Annotated in this window: 17 protein-coding genes; 10 read left to right on the top strand and 7 right to left on the bottom strand. The window is 40.7% G+C overall.

What is annotated here, in order from left to right; translation table 11 throughout:
* Positions 1-150: 150 nt before the first annotated feature.
* The 3 genes from AN390_RS13750 (at position 151) to AN390_RS13740 (ending at position 3,691) form a co-directional block, all read left to right on the top strand.
* The gene (locus AN390_RS13750) at positions 151-1,128 is read left to right on the top strand and encodes a LacI family DNA-binding transcriptional regulator (protein WP_055255096.1); all 978 of its coding nucleotides are present in this window, start codon (positions 151-153) and stop codon (positions 1,126-1,128) included.
* Complete coding sequence (locus AN390_RS13745) at positions 1,128-2,357, top strand: glycosyltransferase (protein WP_055255094.1); 1,230 nt, start codon at positions 1,128-1,130, stop codon at positions 2,355-2,357. Before AN390_RS13750 ends, AN390_RS13745 begins: the two co-directional genes overlap by 1 nt.
* Before the next feature lie 107 nt (positions 2,358-2,464).
* Entirely contained in the window at positions 2,465-3,691 is a 1,227-nt protein-coding gene (locus AN390_RS13740) for a threonine/serine exporter ThrE family protein (protein WP_029773039.1), read from the top strand.
* 56 nt (positions 3,692-3,747) lie between these two features.
* Here the strand turns inward: AN390_RS13740 and AN390_RS13735 are convergent, their stop codons facing one another.
* From AN390_RS13735 to AN390_RS13725, 3 genes are all read right to left on the bottom strand, one after another.
* Positions 3,748-4,806 carry an alcohol dehydrogenase family protein gene (locus AN390_RS13735; RefSeq protein ID WP_055255134.1) on the bottom strand — a complete coding sequence of 353 codons (1,059 nt, stop codon included), beginning with the start codon at positions 4,804-4,806 and terminating at the stop codon, positions 3,748-3,750.
* A gap of 11 nt (positions 4,807-4,817) precedes the next feature.
* Positions 4,818-5,324, bottom strand: coding sequence for a TetR/AcrR family transcriptional regulator (locus tag AN390_RS13730; RefSeq protein ID WP_055255093.1), 507 nt, complete (start codon positions 5,322-5,324; stop codon positions 4,818-4,820).
* 490 nt (positions 5,325-5,814) lie between these two features.
* A complete protein-coding gene (locus tag AN390_RS13725) occupies positions 5,815-6,810 on the bottom strand; it encodes a transposase (protein WP_055255088.1) in 996 nt (331 codons plus the stop codon).
* A 256-nt stretch (positions 6,811-7,066) separates the two neighbouring features.
* Here AN390_RS13725 and AN390_RS13720 point away from each other — a divergent pair, with 256 nt between their 5' ends.
* Positions 7,067-8,974: a tetratricopeptide repeat-containing diguanylate cyclase gene (locus AN390_RS13720; RefSeq protein ID WP_055255086.1), complete on the top strand. Its 1,908-nt coding sequence runs from the start codon at positions 7,067-7,069 to the stop codon at positions 8,972-8,974.
* A 10-nt stretch (positions 8,975-8,984) separates the two neighbouring features.
* Here AN390_RS13720 and AN390_RS13715 read toward each other — a convergent pair whose 3' ends face one another.
* The 3 genes from AN390_RS13715 to AN390_RS13705 are packed head-to-tail and all read right to left on the bottom strand — an operon-like array spanning position 8,985 to position 9,796.
* Positions 8,985-9,203, bottom strand: a complete 219-nt coding sequence (locus tag AN390_RS13715) for a DUF6500 family protein (protein ID WP_024032752.1) — start codon at positions 9,201-9,203, stop codon at positions 8,985-8,987.
* 26 nt (positions 9,204-9,229) lie between these two features.
* Positions 9,230-9,487 carry a hypothetical protein gene (locus AN390_RS13710; RefSeq protein ID WP_055255084.1) on the bottom strand — a complete coding sequence of 86 codons (258 nt, stop codon included), beginning with the start codon at positions 9,485-9,487 and terminating at the stop codon, positions 9,230-9,232.
* 57 nt (positions 9,488-9,544) lie between these two features.
* On the bottom strand, positions 9,545-9,796 hold the full coding sequence (locus AN390_RS13705; protein ID WP_055255082.1) for a hypothetical protein: 252 nt from the start codon (positions 9,794-9,796) through the stop codon (positions 9,545-9,547).
* 316 nt (positions 9,797-10,112) lie between these two features.
* Here AN390_RS13705 and AN390_RS13700 point away from each other — a divergent pair, with 316 nt between their 5' ends.
* A complete protein-coding gene (locus tag AN390_RS13700; protein ID WP_055255080.1) occupies positions 10,113-10,538 on the top strand; it encodes a hemerythrin domain-containing protein in 426 nt (141 codons plus the stop codon).
* Positions 10,539-10,623: 85 nt separating this feature from the next.
* On the opposite strand, the gene AN390_RS13695 is transcribed toward AN390_RS13700, so the two are convergent.
* On the bottom strand, positions 10,624-11,037 hold the full coding sequence (locus tag AN390_RS13695; RefSeq protein WP_054981739.1) for a hypothetical protein: 414 nt from the start codon (positions 11,035-11,037) through the stop codon (positions 10,624-10,626).
* 347 nt (positions 11,038-11,384) lie between these two features.
* Between AN390_RS13695 and AN390_RS13690 the strand changes: the two genes are divergently transcribed.
* Genes AN390_RS13690 through AN390_RS13670 form a run of 5 tightly spaced genes read left to right on the top strand, consistent with a single transcriptional unit; the run spans position 11,385 to position 19,744 of the window.
* A complete protein-coding gene (locus AN390_RS13690) occupies positions 11,385-13,739 on the top strand; it encodes a TonB-dependent siderophore receptor (RefSeq protein ID WP_055255132.1) in 2,355 nt (784 codons plus the stop codon).
* 16 nt (positions 13,740-13,755) lie between these two features.
* The gene (locus tag AN390_RS13685; protein ID WP_055255078.1) at positions 13,756-15,909 is read left to right on the top strand and encodes an FAD-dependent oxidoreductase; all 2,154 of its coding nucleotides are present in this window, start codon (positions 13,756-13,758) and stop codon (positions 15,907-15,909) included.
* 1 nt (position 15,910) lies between these two features.
* The gene (locus tag AN390_RS13680) at positions 15,911-16,729 is read left to right on the top strand and encodes a DUF547 domain-containing protein (protein ID WP_055255077.1); all 819 of its coding nucleotides are present in this window, start codon (positions 15,911-15,913) and stop codon (positions 16,727-16,729) included.
* The gene (locus AN390_RS13675) at positions 16,716-17,993 is read left to right on the top strand and encodes an ABC transporter substrate-binding protein (protein ID WP_055255074.1); all 1,278 of its coding nucleotides are present in this window, start codon (positions 16,716-16,718) and stop codon (positions 17,991-17,993) included. The genes AN390_RS13680 and AN390_RS13675 overlap by 14 nt, the downstream gene beginning before the upstream one ends.
* Complete coding sequence (locus AN390_RS13670) at positions 17,990-19,744, top strand: ABC transporter permease (protein ID WP_055255072.1); 1,755 nt, start codon at positions 17,990-17,992, stop codon at positions 19,742-19,744. Before AN390_RS13675 ends, AN390_RS13670 begins: the two co-directional genes overlap by 4 nt.
* The last annotated feature ends 16 nt before the right edge of the window (positions 19,745-19,760 follow it).

Below are 19,760 nucleotides of genomic sequence, written 5' to 3'. Positions count from 1 at the left end.
TTATTTTTAAGATTATAAAAGGTATATAAACATGTTTTGCTCTGTTCATAAAGTATTAAGCTTTAAATTACAGGGCTAAAAGATGACTTAAACGCATTATATACGCTACACTACGCAGCTATTTACTCACTACTGCGCGCTTAAAATACCATGCCTAACAAAGCTAAATCGGTCACTATTTTTGATGTTGCTCACCGTGCGGGGGTGTCTAAATCGACCGTATCGCTGGTGCTTACACACAGCAATAAAGTAGCCGATAAAAGCAAACAAAAAGTGTTACAAGCCATAGATGAGCTAGGTTATGTGTATAATCGCGATGCAGCGGCTATGCGCTCTGGGCGCTCTAATTTAGTGGTTGTAGTAATTGACGATTTAACAAACCCGCTTATGGCATTGCTTGCTAAAAATATAGAGCAGGCTTTAAGCGAGGCTTTTTTTCAGGCCATTATTGTTAGTAGTAACAACAGCGTAGAGCGCCAAACGCAGCTAATAAATAATTTAAAAGAATACAAAGTGGCTGCGTTTATAATTTGCCCTGTGGCTAGTACCTGTGCGCAGTGGCTCGACAACCTTGCTGCTGCCTACCATGTTATTAGCCTAATGCACGAAGTACCTTACAGCTCAGCCCCGTGTGTTTTACCCGACTACACTAAAGCAAGCCATGTAGTAACATTGCAGCTAATAAATGATTCGCCTAAAAACATACTGTTTATGGGTGATGACAGCTTATCTGCACAGGGTTTATTAAGTGGCTTTAATAGTGCGTGTAAAAAACACAATATAACCCCTGAGCCTGCAATTACGTGCACAAAAAGCACCCCATTACATGCTAAGCAAGTATTTAGTAATACATTACTTAATAATCCGAGTATTGACGCGGTTGTATGCGCTAATAATATAATTGCGCATGGCGTTTTAGCCGCCGCCCCGCATTTAAAAAACAATATAGTAAGCTGCTTACATATTCCTGATATTACCGAAATGCAACCTCGCTTTACTTGCGCCAATATAAACACGCAAGAGCTTGCTAAGCGCAGTATTTTAGTGCTGCAAGAACAACTTCAAACAAACACTGCACCAGTAAAAACACTGGTAAATGTAAACCTACAAATTAGAGAAACACCGTAATGAAAAAAGTGCTGGTAATTGGTTACGTATGGCCAGAGCCAAATTCGTCTGCTGCGGGTACGCACATGATGTCGTTATTAAGTGCGTTTAAAGCGCAAAATTGGCAAGTAGAATTTGCCACCCCAGCACAACGCACCGAGCACATGGTAAACCTAGATCACTTTGGTATAACAAGTCAAAGCATTGCCCTAAACTGCGAAAGTTTTGATGAGTGCGTTAAAGCGTACAACCCAGACATAGTGATGTTTGACCGCTTTATGATGGAAGAGCAATTTGGCTGGCGTGTAGATAAACATTGCCCCAATGCCATTAAAATACTCGATACCGAAGATTTACAATGCCTACGTAATGCGCGCCACGAAGCGCACAAAGGCGAGCGAGAATTTACCACCAGCGATTTACATTCAGACATAGCAAAGCGCGAAATAGCCGCAATATTGCGCTGCGACCTAAGCTTAATTATTTCAAGCTTTGAAATGCAATTACTTAGTAGTGTATTTAACGTAGAAGCCAGTTTATTACATCATCTCCCTTTTATGGTCGATTTAACTGCTTTACCTGCGCAAACTAAATCGTTTGAACAACGTGAGCACTTTATGACGATAGGTAACTTTAGACACGCCCCCAACTGGGATGCCGTGCTGTACTTACAAAAAATATGGCCGCTTATTCGCAAGCAATTACCAAAAGCAGAACTGCATATTTATGGCTCTTACCCGCCACCAAAAGCAACAGCACTTAATAACCCTAAAACCGGTTTTTTAATAAAGGGCTGGGCCGATAACGCCTATGAGGTAATGCAAAGCGCACGCGTATGTTTAGCCCCTCTTCGTTTTGGCGCAGGTATAAAAGGCAAGCTGCTAGAAGCTATGATAATGCAAACCCCCAGTGTAACTACCAATATAGGCAGTGAGGGCATGCACAACGAACTACCATGGCCTGGTAAAGTGGCTAATAATACCGACGATTTTGCAAATGCAGCCGTTGAGCTTTACACCAATCAAGCCGATTTTGAACACGCGCAACAAGCTGGCAATACGCTACTTAATACCTTGTACGACAAAGTAAAATTAAGCGCGGCGTTAATTAATAAAATTGACTCTATAAGCAACGATTTAAAAGCGCATAGGGGAAAAAACTTCACCGGACAAATGTTAAAACACCATACTATGCGCAGTACGCAATATATGGCGCAATGGATTGCTGAAAAAAATAAAAAATTAGATTAAAAATGACTAGACTCCTACAGATTTGTGTTTAAAATCGCGCCCATTACAAATGGGCGTTTTAGCCTATACTTTTAGCTAATTTATTTACACACTGGTCCATACAAGATTTGAAAACTGCAACCTTTACTGAAAAACGCAAATTTATCGTTAAATTAGGTAAAATGCTTCATAAGTACGGCACCCCAGCGTACCGCCTAGAAGCACACTTAATGGAAGTGGCCACTTACTTAGGACTTAAATCGTCTTTTGTTATGTCGCCAACGTCGGTAACGTTTGTAATTTGGACTGATGGCCACGAAGACGAATACACCCACGTGGCACGCGTAGACCCAGGCGATCACGACTTAGGCTCACTTGCCGACACCGACGACTTAGTTAATCAAATGCTCGACGACAAGCTCACCTTACAAGAGGTTGATGCTCAGCTTGATGCCATTTACGACATGCCAAACCCGTACAATAAATTTGTTACCGGTATTGCTTTTGCAACATCGGGTGGTGCATTTGCCATGCTAATGGGTACCAGCTGGACAGACGTTATTTGGTCTGCGTTACTTACTTTAGTGGTGTATGTGTTTGTGCTGTGGTCGGGGCGCTCAAAACGGGTTGCTCACATGCTTGAGCCCCTTGTTGCTATAGTATCGGCAGTGCTGGCTTGTGCAATAAGTGTGTATATTTCGCCCGATATAAATATACGGTTAGTGGTGCTTTCAGCCATTATTGTATTTATACCTGGTTTAGCGCTAGCGCTTGGTTTAGCAGAACTTGCAGCTAGGCATTTGGTGTCGGGTACGGCGCGGGTTATGGACTCGTTTATGCTGTTATTTAAACTGTACTTTGGCGCCTTTATTGGCATAGGCATTGGCTTTGCCATATTTGGCCAAACCGATTTTGTACAGCCCGAGCCACTACCGCGCTGGACTGCGTGGCTGGCTATATTTTTACTTTGTAGCAGCTTAATAGTGATATTTAGAACCAAACTTAAACATGCTGGATGGTCTATCGCATCAGGTTTTATAGCCTATGGCACGAGTATTGGTTCGGCTATGTACCTTGACTACACGTTAGGCACGTTTGTTGGTGCGCTTTCGGTTGGAGTGTTTAGTAACTTATTTAACCGCGTTGCAAATGCCCCAGCTTCCATTGTTGCCATGCAAGGCTTAATTGTACTGGTACCCGGCAGTAAAACGTATATTGGCTTAAACTCGCTTATTGAAGGCCAGGACTTTGTTTATGCCGAGCATATAGGCCAGCAAACGTTTTTAATATTTATGTCGCTTGTAGCAGGGCTAATATTTGCAAACGTGGCTTTACCGCCTAAAAAAAGCTTATAAGCTTGTTACCATTTAAAAGCCCGCTTACTTTGTAACGGGCTTTGTTGTTTAACGTACTATTCGCTATGGGGAATAGTGAGTACAATTTTTCCTACGTGTTGTTTTTGTGCAAACACTTTTTGCGCTGTAACAATTTCGCTCAATGGGAATGTTTGCGCCACAATAGGCTTTATTTTTTCTTGTTCAATAAAGTTAACTAAGCTTTTAAATACCTCAGGCTCTATAACTGTACAGCCAAAAAAAGTTAAATCTTTTAAGTACAAAGTACGTATATCAAGCTCGACTAATGCCCCGCCAATAGCGCCCGACACCGCATAACGCCCTTTTGGTTTTAATACCTCCAGCAGTGCAGGCCATTGCTCGCCGGCAACAAGGTCAATGACTACATCAACACTGTTTTTACCTAAGGCTTGAATTAAATCATCTTCACGAAATATAACTTTATCGGCACCTAACTCTTTAAGCTGCTGCGCCTTACTTTTACTCGTAATGGCAATAACAAAAGCGCCACGTGCTTTAGCTAATTGCACCGCCGCTGAACCAACACCACCAGAAGCCCCCGTAATTAAAACGGTTTGCCCTTGCTGTGGGTTTGAGCGAAACAGCATGTTTTCGGCCGTAGAATATGAGCACGGAAAAGAGGCCAGCTCTTCATCACTATAGTTACTATTAATTTTATAAGCGTGAATAGAGTCAACGCGGGTAAATTGTGCGAAGCCACCATCGCACTCAGAGCCAAAATACCATGGTGATTTAAGCGTTTCGCCATTAGCTTTAATCAAACATGGCTCAACAATAACGCGCTCACCAATACGGCTTTGATCTACGTTTTTACCAACAGCGACTATTACGCCGCACACATCTGCCCCTTGAATACGAGGAAAAACAAACGCATCACCAGACCAACTTGCATCGTCTTTACTGCTTTGTTTTTTAGCGTACCACGCCGTGCGGGTATTAAGATCTGTGTTATTAACACCTGCCGCAATGACTTTTATAAGTACATCTGTTTGTGCAAGCGCTGGCAACGGTAAGTTAGTTGCATACTTTAATACATCAAAATCGCCATGCTCGGTAAGCTGCACAGCGTGCATTGTGCTAGGTAAATTTGCCATTGGTTGCTCCATTATATTAATTTAAGAATACTGTTTTTTGCTGGTGTAACCGCCTCATCGCCCATAACTGGCCATGCACTCGACACTCCTTCATGCAGCAAAAACAAGCTACTAGCCAACGATGAATTTAAACCTTGCTCACCTAGCAGTTTTTTTACGTCATTTTTATGTGTTTGCACCGCTAGGCTAATAGCTTCATCTTCAGGAAACGCCGACAACGCATTAATAGATAAACAGCCATTAGGCGCAAATTGCACCATCCACGCTTTTAGTTGATCAAACATGTGCAAAACCGCCTCAACTCCCGGAGCAGGTGCATCTTTAAGTAAAAAATTAATATAGCGATTATGGCGGTACTCAAGCGCAGCAATGATCATTGCCTGCTTTGACGGGTAATATTTATAAAGGGTGCGCAAACTAACGCCACTGAGTTTTTGCAGCTTAGCCACACTAGGCTCAGCAAAACCATGTTGACTAAAGGCCACCTCAAGCGCAGCAGCTATATCTTGTTTTAGCATAGTGTTTAACCCATGTAGAATGAATGCTCTACCCAATATGGTAGAGCATTCATTCTACATGTCAACCAATACAGATTTATATAAAATAATAACTATAACACCCATCTTAATAAAATAATAACTTTGACACCCATTATAAATAACAGGCTAGGAAAGCCCTAGAGTCCAAAATATATGAGGATATTTATAGATATGGCATCCCTTAAATCTTTCTTAGTCATAATAAAGCCATAACTATGACACCCATTCTAATTATTTATAAATTAAAAAAGCCATAACCATGACACCCACTTTAATTATTTGTAAATTAACAATGTAGTAAGAAATATTTGATTGGATTTATATATTGATTTGAGATGTTGAGTGGTAATGGAGATGTTTGAGTTTATATACTTAAGCTTTTTATCATAATCTTATGGCCATTAAGAAACCTCATGCACCGTAAAAGCTCAGCAAAGCTAAGTGGCATACTATTTAACTAATAGTTTTATTAGGCTAATAATTTTTTACTGTTTGAATAGCTAGGCCTTCGCTTAATAGCTTGATGTTTACAATAGCTATCTAATGAGCTTACACGCCCCACCGCTCCATGAAAAACATTGCCAAATTCGGTTGTAAGTTTTAACCAGTTCTCTGGCGCTATATTCAAACGTATCAATAATTCAGGTGTTGAATGCGTAATAAAGCCTATTTTATCAGCGCGAATGCATCGACCTGTTAATTCAACTAACTCTAAATACGTTTTTAATTCGAATGGTAAACCTTTTGGCATGTATTTTTTAGGCTTTCCTGCAAAGCGTAATAACTGTTTTGGCTGCTTAACTTTTAACGCCTGGTTGCTTTTAAGTGCAATTGATTTTATGCGTTGTTTTACGCTCGTAAAGTGCGAATCTTCAGGTGTTTCAGCCGCTTTGGCGCGTATTGGATTTAAATCTACATATGCCATGCACGCCAACAAAGCAGCTTCATCTAGTAACGCTTGAGATTTAAATCGCCCTTCCCAAAATCGCCCTGTGCAGCCATCTTCTTTGTTAGCTCGCCTTGCAATATTTTCGTTCAATGCTCGCATAAACCAGCTAATACTACTTAAGCGTTCTCGATACAGCTTTAGGCTCTCGTTTAAAAACCAACGTTCGGTAGCCGATAACTTCTCACCGCGTATAAATTTATGCGTGATAGCGGTGCCTTTAAAAAGCTTGTGCCAACGAATTGCTATCGCTTTGTCGTTTAACCTATTAGCTTTTTTATCATCTACATACAACACAATATGTGTATGATTACTCATAACTGCGTATGCACAAACATCTATACAAAATACCTTTGCAAGGCTGATAAGCTTATCCTCTACCCACCCTCTTCTATGCGCGTAATTTTGTCCTGTAAAAGGGTCTTCACCACACAAATATGCCCGGCGAACACAGCGTGAAATACAGTGATAATATTTTGTATCTGCCAAACTTATTTGGCGCTTACGAGCAATAGCCATAACACAACCCTGTTCATTATTTAAGCTAAAGCGTAGTCCGAGCTTGTGTTTTATACAACTATTTAGATGGGTGTCATAGTTATGTTTTAAATGGGTGTCAACATTATTTTAATAATGCTTTTCATACTTATTTACTAGAAAGTGGAGTTTTTAAAGGGATGTGGTGGTGTATTCCCAATAAAGTATTAACTTGTTATTTACAAGCAATGCTATAGTTAGTTATATCGTTTTGGGTGTTGATTCAGTAAAAAAATAAATGACGAACAATATAATAATAAAAATCAATATGGTGTGGTTTCGCTTTTTTGTGCTCCTGTTATTTTTACTAGCAAGTAGTGCTACATTTGCTAATAGCTCTTCACTAACTTCATCTGATATAAAATCAATCCAAAGCCTGCTTAGTGATATTAAAGCCAACAAGCTAGATTACCTTTTACACCAAAAACAACTAACCCACGCTTATAATGTCACTCAACATACAAAGCATAAACAGTTGCACCTTGAAGCGGCTGCCTTATATTCAGAGCTACTTTTTCGACAAGAACAATACACCGCGCTAAGTACCCATTTGCTAATGTATTTAAAGAGTACTGAGCTTGTAACATATAAAAACAGTCACCTACTATTTTTAGAGGCACAGCTTAAGCTTTTCGCAATTAACAAAGAGTTAACTAATGCGCAATCGCTTGCTAATCAATTGCAAACGCAGGTAAAACAGCTTTCTCCAAACGAACAAATCATTGTTTTTCGGGCTATAGCCTATTACTACACCGAAACCGACGAACTTAAAAAAACGCTAAGTGCGGCGTTAACAGGTTTAGAGCTTGCTATAAAAGAAGAAGACATAGCCTCGCAGGGCTACTTTTTTAGAAAAATTGCCGACGCTTACAACTACCTCTACAAAGATGATAAAGAAAAAGCCATTTATTATGCCCAAAAAGCGGTAGATGCCTACGAGCAAACAAGCGACGGCCTATTTACTGCTAAAGCTTACTGGAGTTTAGGAAACGTATTACTTGAGGTCGGTCAGCCTAAAAACGCGCTTGTATACTTAAATAAAGCGCTGGCTTATTTTAGCAAAGTTAATATGAAAAAAGGTTTAGCCTTCGCTCAATATTCTATTGCAAATATTCAATACCTGCAGGGTAATTACGATACAGCTTTAATGCTTACAAACAAAAATATTGCACTTGCAAGCTCTGCCGGCATTAATGACATGCATTTAGCATCAATGATTTTATTATCAGACATCTACACAAAACAAAATTTATTAAATAAAGCCAACCAAGTAAACGACGAAGTATTTTTAAACCTAGATAAATTTAGCCGCAGCATTTATAAGGCTGATTTTTTAAGCAAACGCTATAAATTAAAGCGCCAGCTTAACTTCACCGAAGATGCATTTAAAGCAATTGAAGATGAGCTTGCTTATACAATAAAACACTACGAAGCCACCAGCGAAACCAATATAAAAACCTTGCAAGTTAAATTTGAAGTAAAAGAAAAAGAAGACAAAATTTTACAGCTAGAATACGAAAAAGACATAAACAAACTGCAGGCAACAGAAGAACACCAGCAAAAAATAATTTGGCGCTTAAGTGCCTCAATTGCCTTTATTTTAGTCATCGTGTCGCTATTTTTATTTTACCGCCAAATGCGCCAACGTAAAAAATACCATGCTATAGCATTAACCGACTACCTAACTAACAGCTTAAATCGGCGTGGCATTTTGCAAAAAGCAAATGAGTGTTTATCCCAGCAGAGCCTAGCAATAGCTATTGTCGATTTAGATTACTTTAAAGCTATTAACGACAAATTTGGCCACGATATAGGAGATTTAGTACTTATAAAATTTGCTCAAGCAGCAAAAGACACACTAAGTACTAACGATAAGTTTGGGCGCTATGGCGGCGAAGAGTGGCTATTTGTTTTAAAAACGCAAAATCGCGATAAAATAAACAACTTTTTTGAAAATCTTGAGAATAAGTTAGCGCAGTACTGCAGTCATATTGAGGCATTGCCAAGTAAAACACACGTTACCTTTAGTGCTGGCGTGGCAATAAGTCATGCTAAAAGCGACTCACTCAGCGAGCTAATTAAACGTGCAGACCAACAACTCTATAAAGCAAAAGAAAATGGCAGAAACCAAATAGCAATCGCGTAAATATACGTTATTAGTCACCTTCAATAATCATTTTTTTTATTTTTATCGCTTTTTCAAAGTGATCTAACTTGTGGGTGTGTATCCACCACGTAGCGGCTTGCATAAGCAGCTCTGGATTGTCGTTTTTATTTGCAAAAAAAGCGTAAAAAGAAAGCCCTACGTTTTCGCCTTTGGCTGCTATTTTTTTATCGCACACAGCTATAATTTTTGCTTTTAGTTCTTCCTGCATACATACCTTATTTAATTGTATTTTAATTATCTAAATATACCGTTTAAAAAACTAACAATTAGCTGTAAAAGACTTCTATCAACAATACTATGATTCTCAAACTCTTTATTAGCCGTACTTACTTTTGTAGCTTTGCATTCATTATCTAGCGGCTCATTTTTATGTATATTGGTTTCATAAGCTATATCAGCTTGCTCCATACATTGTGCAGAGCCCGCATAAGGCTTTGCCGCACAGCCAGTTAAAAATATACACAATGAAAATACAATTAAAAACGCTTTCATATTCAACCCTATTTTACGCCCCCTTGTGCTTTAAATTATAGCTGTAAGTTTACTTACTTAATCGGCTATTAAAACAAGTAGATCAATAAAAAACACACCAACTTCATCAAAAAAAGTGTCGCCTTTAGCATTCTTTTTTATTTGAGCGCTTACACATTCATTGTAAACCTCTGAGCTTGTTTTAACGCCATTTAGCTCAGTCATTTCTGCCTCTTGTATGCATACACGTCGTCCAGAATGCTCTGCTGTACTACATGCACTTAATAACGCGCACAGTAATAATGCTGTAGTGGGGCTTTTTAAGTTCATCCTTAAACTATCCTAATATCTAAAGTTTTATAAAAATATAGGTAAGGCAAGTATGTACAGCTTGTACCCAAATAATGCGCTACTTTACCACCTCAATAAAATACCCAACCAGTAAAAATATGTAAGCTTATGTAGCGTCAAAAGCAACCACCTCTTTTAATCTGAAAAAATTGCAGCTGTTTATGTGTAAAAGTTACAGAGCAACTCCATCCAAATCAGCCAAAAGTACATTAAAGTCAACTATATCAACATATTAAAATCTGGCACTGCGCTTGCTTTTAAAAGTTTATAAAGCAATTACAGCAAGGAAAGAGTTATGAATATTTTTGAAGCGCTACGTCACGACCACGATAAACAACGCGAGTTAGTAGATGCCCTTATTCAAACGCACGGCGATACGCAGCAGCGCCACAAGCTAATGGACGAGCTAAAAACCGAATTAGAAGATCACGCAAAATTTGAAGAGCGTTATTTTTATAACCCACTTATGTTTGACGATCTAACGCACGAAAAAGCACGCCACAGCGTTGCTGAACACCATGAAATTGACGAATTAATAGAACAACTTGAAGACACAGAAATGAGCTCATCGGCATGGTTAGTTGCTGCTAAAAAATTGCACCATTTAGTGCATCATCATTTAAATGAAGAAGAACATGAAGTATTTCAATTAGCGGGTAAAGCCCTAACCGAAGGACAAAAAGAAAGCCTAGCTAAACAGTACAACGATGCCATGCATTAGTTATTAATTAAACCGACTTCCATACACTCCCTTGTGTACTTATTGGTTATAAGCCGTATGGCTTATAACCATTTTTTTTGCTGCGCTACTTAATGGTAAATTTAACGTCTTGCTCGCGTAACACATACAGTGCAAAACACGCTGCCCACATTGGCCACGCTGTAAAAAACAATAAGTTATTAAAGCCATCAATATACTGATTATAAGATGAAAGCGTAGAAAGGCCGTGCATTACAAATATAACGCCATAAGTAAGGCGCTTTTTAATACCCGCTATGAAAGCCAACACTAAAATAAGCTGTAACGCCCCCAGTACATAAGCAACCACATCTGTAGAGCCGCCAATACCATAAAAATGCTCAAAAATTCGTGCGCTATGCCCAGGGTTAACAAACTTATCAAACGTCCACATAATCATTACAATAAACACGCCTAGGCGTAGCGAAAAAAGCGACCACTGCAAACGATTTTGAAAGTCAGTACCTGTTGTACCAGTCATAAAATTTCCTTAAAACTAAATAATTTAATGTTGAAACTAGCAAGACCGCTCAACACATATTTTATTTCATCTTAATGTATAATTTTTTAATAAATTCGGTGCCCTGCTTTTGGTTTGTTTGCGTATAAAACCGCTATTTATAAATTACGACCTATTATGGCAATAATTAACTACAGTATTTGTAAAACAAAAACATAGTGCCTAAAACTGAATAACGCTTTTGAGCAATGTGCTAAACTTTTAACGTTTCATTCTAAAAAACAAAAAGAATTAATATTTACTGAAAGTTATTCACAAAGCTGCAGGTCTTTATTGCCACATTCACACTAACCAAAATGAGAACCCTTTTGAAACATTCATATTTGGCACTTTTTATAGCCGCTTCACTCACACCTAATTTTTATGCTCATGCGGCACAATCTGCAGCTAATACCGACTCAATTGAACGTATTGAAGTAGCAGGCCAAACGATTAAATCTCAAGGGCTTTCTGTAAAAGATGCCACTATTAACGGCCCCTTCGGCGACAACCTTGCACTGCAAGACATAGCACGCTCAGTAACGCCTATTTCAAGCGAGTTGATAGAGCAACTAAATATTACTACCCTACAAGACGTACTAGCCGTAAGCCCAAACACATACTCTGCAAGTGGCTTTGGTGCACCCAGTTTACCTACTATTCGTGGCCAGCTAGGTGAGCTTTTTCAAGATGGTACACGTCGCCAAGCAGGTAATAATGGCTTTGGCGTGCCGTTATCGTTCAATTCTGTAGAACAAATAGATGTAGTAAAAGGCGCACCGCCGGTTTTATTTGGCTCAAGCCAACGTAACGGTGGTTTTGTAAATTTACACTCAAAGACTGCCTCTACAGATGAAAGTAAAGGTAAAGTTAAGCTCTCAGCCGGGCGATGGGATCAGTACAGTGCCCAGGTAGATTACACTGCCCCCATTATAAAAGATAAAGTGGGGCTTAGAGTAAGTTACGAGCACCTCGATGAAGGCAGCTACTACGATTACTCAGGCACTAAAAGCGACAGTTTATTTGCAGCACTACGCATATTGCCCGATGATAAAAGCAGTTGGGATATTAACTTTGAGCTATACCAAGTTGAATTTACCGACAACGCCGGTATTAACCGCCCTACTCAAGCCTTAATTGATGATGGCCTTTATATTACGGGCCAAGGCGTGCAAGCCAATGGCAGTACCGTACCTGCAGCGGGTTCAATTGTTTCGCCTACTGGGCAAGTAAAAATAGATCGTAGCACCGTACTTACCGACCCTGATAACCAAAACGAAGCTACAACTTATTTAATTCACAGTATTTATAAGCGCGAGCTAAGTGCTAATGCCTCACTTAAAAACATTACGTATTTTCAGCATTTACAGCGTGAAGAAATAGCCCAAAACAGCTTCGTAGAAATTATAGACGGCGCCGATACAGCGCAAAACCGCACTGAGCTTACCTACCGTTGGAATAGTGACCAACAAACAATTTTTGCTTTTGACGTACGCTACAACAAAGTACTTGGCTACAGCCAATTTACTACCGAGGCCGATTTACCAATTGATTTAACAGGCCCACTTTCAAACCGCCGCATTCCCTTAACCGATGCACAAAAAGCACGTTTAGTAGAGCTAAGCCCAGGTGTATTTGTATCGCCTGGTGGTCAATACGATTTAGATAACGATGGCAGCGGCGACTTTAACCTATCAGACACCACCGATTCACGTTCATGGCAAACCGGGCTTGCTATTCAGCAAGACTCTGATTGGGGCGATAAACTTCATACCAGTGCGGGTTACCGCGTTGATTTTTACGATGTAGAAGCAAACGACCCTATTGCACCACAAGGTCAAGTTGCCGCAAGCGACAGCATTAACGAAATACTGCATTCTGGCCAAGTTAGCTTTAATTACAAATTAAATAGTGATTACACCACCTATGGTGCAGCAAGTTATAACGAAGCAACATCAAACAGTATGGCTGGCGGTACATCACTTGGCGGCGATAACACAATTAGCGCACAAAATTTTGCAACCGAAAACACCTTAGTTGAGTTTGGCTTAAAGTACGCCCCAACCGACAGAGACTGGTACGCTGATGGCGCGGTATTTAGCCAGCGCCGTAGTTTACGTAATCGCGACGGCAGCAATACAGGTATTCGTACTACAGGTTTTGAAAGCCAAGTATTTTACGATGCCTACCCATATTGGCTAAGTGCGGGTTACAGCTACATAGACGCTCGTTACGACAATTCTGCAAGCAGTCAAGATTCTGCTCAAGTAATCGATGCGTTTGACAATTCACGCCCAGATATTATTGCAGGTACCGGCGTTGGCGCACCAAGTTTTACCGCGTTTGCACCTTCAAACCGCCAAGTTCAGGGCATTCCTGAGCAGTCGTTCAGTTTTAACGGAAATTATTCAATTAATTCGAAATGGCAAATGGGTTTTTCAGGTCTATATACAAAGAGTTACCCATTAGACTTTTTAGCAACAGTTAAAATTCGTGATCAATACACGCTAAACGTTAATACTAGCTATGCTTTTACGCCTAGGACTAAGTTGCGATTAGATGTAAACAATGTCACTAATCAAAAAAACTGGCGCCCAGTATTTGAAGGGGGTTACTTTGGCGCAACATTGGCATTTCCAGAACTGCCAATAAACGCAAAATTAACACTAACCCATAATTTTTAAGAGCGGTTGAGAGAACATGATTAAAAAACTATTTTTGGTATTGATTGCAGCAGCGGCTATAGGCTTGTTCTTTCACTTTAATTTACACCAGTTACTTACGCTTGAAGGCTTAAAAGGCTCGATGGATCAATTTAGCCAATATAAAGAGCAATCGCCATTATTGGTTTTTGGTGGCTTCTTTTTATTATACGTAGTGGTAACGGCTCTCTCATTACCGGGGGCGGCTATATTAACACTGGCTGCAGGTGCGTTATTTGGCTTAGTTGAAGGCTTACTAGTAGCCTCTTTTGCCTCTACGGTAGGTGCTACGCTTGCCTTTTTAGTATCGCGTTACTTATTGCGCGATACAATTAAACAACGTTTTCCTGAGCGCTTAGACGCTATTGACGCAGGCGTTGAAAAAGAAGGTGGCTTTTACTTATTTACGCTTAGATTAGTACCCGTATTTCCGTTCTTTTTAATTAACTTATTGATGGGTGTTACCGCCATTAAAGCATGGACCTTTTACTGGGTAAGCCAAATAGGCATGCTGGCGGGTACATTTGTATTTGTAAACGCAGGTACGCAACTTGCGCAAATTGAGAGCTTATCAGGCATTTTATCGCTCGATCTTATTTTATCGTTCGCTTTATTAGGTGTGTTCCCTTTTATTGCTAAAGGAATCTTAAACGTGTTTAAAAAACGTCGCGTATACAAAAATTACACTAAACCTAAAAAGTTTGACCGTAACATGATTGTTATTGGCGCAGGTGCTGGCGGCTTAGTGACAAGCTACATCGCAGCAGCAGTTAAAGCCAAAGTAACCCTAATTGAAGCCGGCGAAATGGGTGGCGACTGTTTAAACTACGGGTGTGTGCCAAGTAAAGCCGTTATTAAAAGTGCTAAAATTGCCGAGCAAATTCGCCACGGGGAACACTACGGCTTAGAAAACGCGGCACCGCAGTTTTCGTTTAAAAAAGTAATGGCACGTGTACACCAAGTAATTGCCGACGTAGCACCACACGACAGCGTTGAGCGCTACACAAACCTAGGCGTAGATGTTGTAAAAGGCTACGGTAAATTATTAGACCCGTGGACTGTAGAAATTAAGCTTAACGACGGTGGCACGCAAACGTTAACGGCTCGCACGATTGTTATTGCCACAGGCGCACGCCCATTTGTACCGCCACTTCCTGGTATTGAAGAAACAGGCTATGTAACAAGCGATACATTATGGACTAAATTTGCTGAGCTTGAAGAAGCCCCTAAAAAGCTTGTTGTACTTGGCGGTGGCCCAATTGGTAGCGAACTTGCACAAAGCTTTGCACGCTTAGGCTCAAATGTTACGCAAATTGAAATGGCTGAACGCATTATGATCAAAGAAGACTTAGAAGTGTCTAAATTTGCTCACGAAGCGCTTATTGAGAGCGGCGTAAACATTTTAACCTCGCATCAGGCACTGCGCTGTGAAGCGCGCGACGGTAAAAAGTTCATTGTGGTAAAGCATAATGATACCGAAATCGATATTGAATACGATGAGCTACTATGTGCTGTGGGCCGAAGCGCTCGCCTTAAAGGTTACGGCCTTGAAGAACTTGGCATAGAAACTAACCGCACTGTAGTCACTAACGAATACCTTGAAACGCTTTACCCTAACATTTTTGCCGCTGGCGATATTGTAGGTCCGTATCAGTTTACGCACGTAGCCGCTCATCAGGGTTGGTACGCAGCAGTAAATGGCTTATTTGGTAATCTTAAAAAGTTTAAAGTAGATTACCGTGTTATTCCGTGGACTACGTTTATTGACCCAGAAGTAGCACGTGTAGGCTTAAACGAGCAAGACGCTATTGATAAAGGCATAGATTATGAAATCACTCGCTTTGAATTTGAAGAGCTAGACCGCGCCATTACCGACAGCGCCACAAAAGGCTTTATTAAAGTAATTACACCAAAAGGCAAAGACAAAATACTCGGTGTTACTGTGGTGTCTGAGCACGCTGGCGATTTAATTGCTGAGTTTGTACTGGCAATGAAACACGGGTTAGGCCTTAACAAAATACTAGGCACTATTCACAGCTACCCTACTTGGGCTGAAGGTAACAAGTACGCAGCAGGCGAGTGGAAACGCGCTCACGCACCTGAAAAAGTACTTAACATGCTTGAAAAATACCACGCATGGCGCAGAGGCTAATATGTTTAAAACACCTTTAAAAGCGCTACTGTTAGGGTCTGCTTTACTTGCAACATCGTTTGCAACGTCATTTTCGGCCCAAGCTCAAAAAATGCACGAGAGCTGGAACGCATTATTAAACAACCATGTTGTAGCTATTAATAATGGCCACAGCACAGAGGTTGATTATGCAGCAATTAAAGCTAAGCACAGTGAACTTAAAACCTATTTAGATTCGCTATCGGCTGTTACGCAAAATGAGTTTGATACATGGGAAAAACCAAAGCAGCTAGCGTTTTTAATCAACGCATATAACGCCTTTACTGTTGAGCTAATATTAACAAAATACCCAAACCTTAAATCAATTAAAGATTTAGGCAGCTTTTTTAGCTCACCCTGGAGCAAAGAGTTTGTGCCATTACTTGGTAAAACGCGCAGCCTTGATGATATAGAGCATGGTTTAATACGTGGCAGTGGTAAATACAACGACCCACGTATTCATTTTGCTGTAAATTGCGCAAGTATTGGCTGCCCAGCCCTACGTGAAGAAGCCTACACAGCCACTGATTTAGAAAGCCAATTGCAAGCGCAAACGGTGCGTTTTTTATCAGATACAACCCGCAATATAGCGCAAGGTAACACGCTAAGTGTATCTTCAATATTTAAGTGGTACGGCGATGATTTTGAACAAGGTTTTAAAGGCGCCAACACATTGCAGCAGTTTTTTTTGCAATACCCTAAAGCACTAAAACTGGTACCCGCTCAGCAAAAAGCGCTTAAAAATAACGACATGAAAGTTAAGTTTTTAGACTACAACTGGGATTTAAATGCTCGCCAATAAATGTTGGCAAACATTATCGCGATACAGCTTTTGCTCTGTCGCGTTTTGCATTTGCCTTGTTATTAGCTTTAAAAGCCTAGCAAGTACACAACTACAAAGCCGTTGGCAACAAATAGAAAGCTTAGGTAAAAACCAAAGCGTATATTTTTATGCGTGGGGCGGCGATGCGCAAATAAATGCGTATATTCAATGGGCTGCGCAGCAAGTAAAAGCAAAATATAACATTAACTTAGTCCATGTAAAACTCAGTGATACCAGCGAAGCCGTTAGCCGGGTACTTGCCGAAAAATCAGCAAACAATAACGATAAAGGCAGCGTAGATTTAATTTGGATAAACGGTGCTAACTTTGCCACCATGAGCGAGCACTCATTATTACTAAAACAATGGGCTAATAAGCTGCCTAATTTTAGCTACACCGACCCTAGCAATAACCCCGCTGTTAATTTTGATTTTGGAATACCCACCAACGGGATGGAAGCTCCTTGGGGCCAAGCATCGCTCACCTTTTACTACGACAGTTTAGCAATTGACGGCACTGCAAATAACACACTACCAACAACCCTAAACCAATTACTTAGCTGGAGCGCACAAAACCCAGGGCGCTTTAGCTACCCAAAGCCGCCTGACTTTTTAGGCATGAGCTTTTTAAAATACGCGCTTGTTATGCTACATCAACAAAGTGATGAAACACTTAAAGCACAGTTAAATCAGCCAGCTACTGCACAAAACACAGCCCAAGTATTAAACCCATTATGGGACTTTTTAAATAAACTGCACCCAACACTTTGGCGCGGCGGGATACACTTTATGCAAAGTGGCGCACAAATGCGCCGTTTAGTCGGCGACACAGAGCTAAGCATAGCGTTTACGTTTTCAGCACCCGAAGTACCCGCCGCCGTTAAACGCTATGATTTACCAAAAAGCATTCGCAGTTATGCCATGCAAGATGGCAGTTTAAGTAACACCCACTTTGTAGCCATACCTTATAATGCAAGCCACCAGCAAAGTGCGCAGTTAGTGGCTAATTTTTTATTAAGTCCAGAGGCGCAAGCTCAAAAACAAAAAGCGTCTATATGGGGCGATAAAAGCGTACTTATTCAATCAACGTTAGCACCACAGCAACAAGCCTTATTTAAAACAACGCAACCGCATCCAAGTGCCCTGCCTTTAAATAGTATTAAACGCACGCTAAGTGAGCCTCACCCAAGCTGGGTAAATGCTATTTTGCAAGGGTGGCAAGCGCGTTTTGGAGTAAGCCAATGAGTGTTGTTTCAAATAAGTTAGCAGCAAGCTCAACGCTTAAACCACATAAAAGCGCCGATATGTTTAGTAAATTAGTTACATTAAGTCCACGCTTTTTACTGGCATTGCTTATTTTACCTGTAATAGGCGGCTTAATTAGCGTGCTATTGCCCGCTTTTGGTTATGCGCCGGTACTTGAGCATACAACACTTGGCCTACATGGCTTTACTATGCTCATGCAAACACCCGGCCTAACACGCATGGTTATTCTTAGTGTTGGCAGCGGATTAATAAGTACCTTACTAGCCTTTACCATTACATTAATGATTTTAGCGGCATTTTTTAATAGCCCGTGGCTTAACCGTATTCAGCGTTTATTGAGCCCGATACTGGTAATTCCTCACGCGGCAGCGGCTATAGCGGTTGGTTTTTTAATTGCGCCTTCGGGAATGTTCTCGCGCTTAGTATCGCCTTGGTTTAGTGGGTGGGAACTTGCGCCTAACGGCATGTTTCCGCATGACGTGTTTGGTATTAGTATAATTCTAGGCTTAACCCTTAAAGAGTTGCCTTTTTTACTGTTAATGGCGCTAGGTGTGCTTGCCCAACCTGAGCTCGGCAAAAAGCTGCGCCAGCAACATAAAGTAGCGCTTAACTTGGGCTACTGCCCTATGACGGCTTTTTTTAAAGTAATATTACCAAGCCTTTACCCATTATTACGCCTACCTATTCTCGCAGTATTGGCTTATGCCAGTGCAAGTGTAGAAATGCCACTTATTTTGGGGCCAAATACACCACCTACATTGGCTGTCGCTATTATGCACTGGTTTAACGATGTAGATTTAAATCTGCGTATTAAAGCCTCTGCGGGGGCGTTATTGCAGCTTGTACTTACTGGCGGTTTGCTAGCACTTTGGCTTGGCGGCGAAAAAGCGATAAAAGCATTATTTAGTGATTTACTCACCAATGGTGAGCGAGAATATGGCGGCGTTTATTGGCAAAAAATAACAACCATATTAACAGTATTTGTAATTGGCTTTATTTTGCTCTCGTTAATTGGCTTAATTATGTGGTCGGTTGCGGGATTTTGGCGTTTTCCGGCGGCACTGCCCGAACAGCTCACGCTACTTCACTTTAAAAGTGCGCTAATGCAAATGCAAAGCCCGCTTTTTAATACCCTTGCTATAGGGCTAGTTACTACGTTATTTGCCATTATTATTACGCTTTTGTGCTTAGAATCAGAGCAATTAAGTGCCAAACCCATGTCGCGCTTTACCAGCTTAATTATTTATTTACCGCTGCTTGTACCAAGTATTGCGTTTTTATTTGGCCTAGTGTGGCTACAACAACTAGTAAATAACCAGGCCGCGTTTTTTAATGTGGTATTTACCCATTTATTGTTTGTACTACCGTATGTGTTTTTATCACTTTCGAGCAGTTATAGGCGCTTAGACCCTCGCTTTGCTCATGTAGCAGCAAGCCTTGGCGCAACGCCCTGCAAAGTGTTTTTACAGGTAAAACTACCCCAGTTGTTTGCTCCTATTTTAATTGCGGCGGCACTTGGTTTAGCCATTAGCTTTGGCCAATACCTCCCCACGCTTTTAGCCGGTGGCGGGCGCATAGCAACCATCACAACCGAAGCGGTTACCCTTGCTAATGGCGCAAGTAGGCGCACCAGTGCGGTGTATGCCATTATGCAAATGGCATTGCCACTCATTGGCTTTATACTGGCGTGGGTGTTACCTAAGTACTTTTTTAAAAGCGCCCATCGCTAACCCATAAATTAAAAGG

This window comes from Pseudoalteromonas sp. P1-11, from assembly GCF_001399995.1.
In the GTDB taxonomy this organism is placed as follows: domain Bacteria; phylum Pseudomonadota; class Gammaproteobacteria; order Enterobacterales; family Alteromonadaceae; genus Pseudoalteromonas; species Pseudoalteromonas atlantica.
The sequence above is the reverse complement of the archived record's forward strand: the minus strand, read 5'-3'. Positions and strand labels throughout refer to the sequence as shown.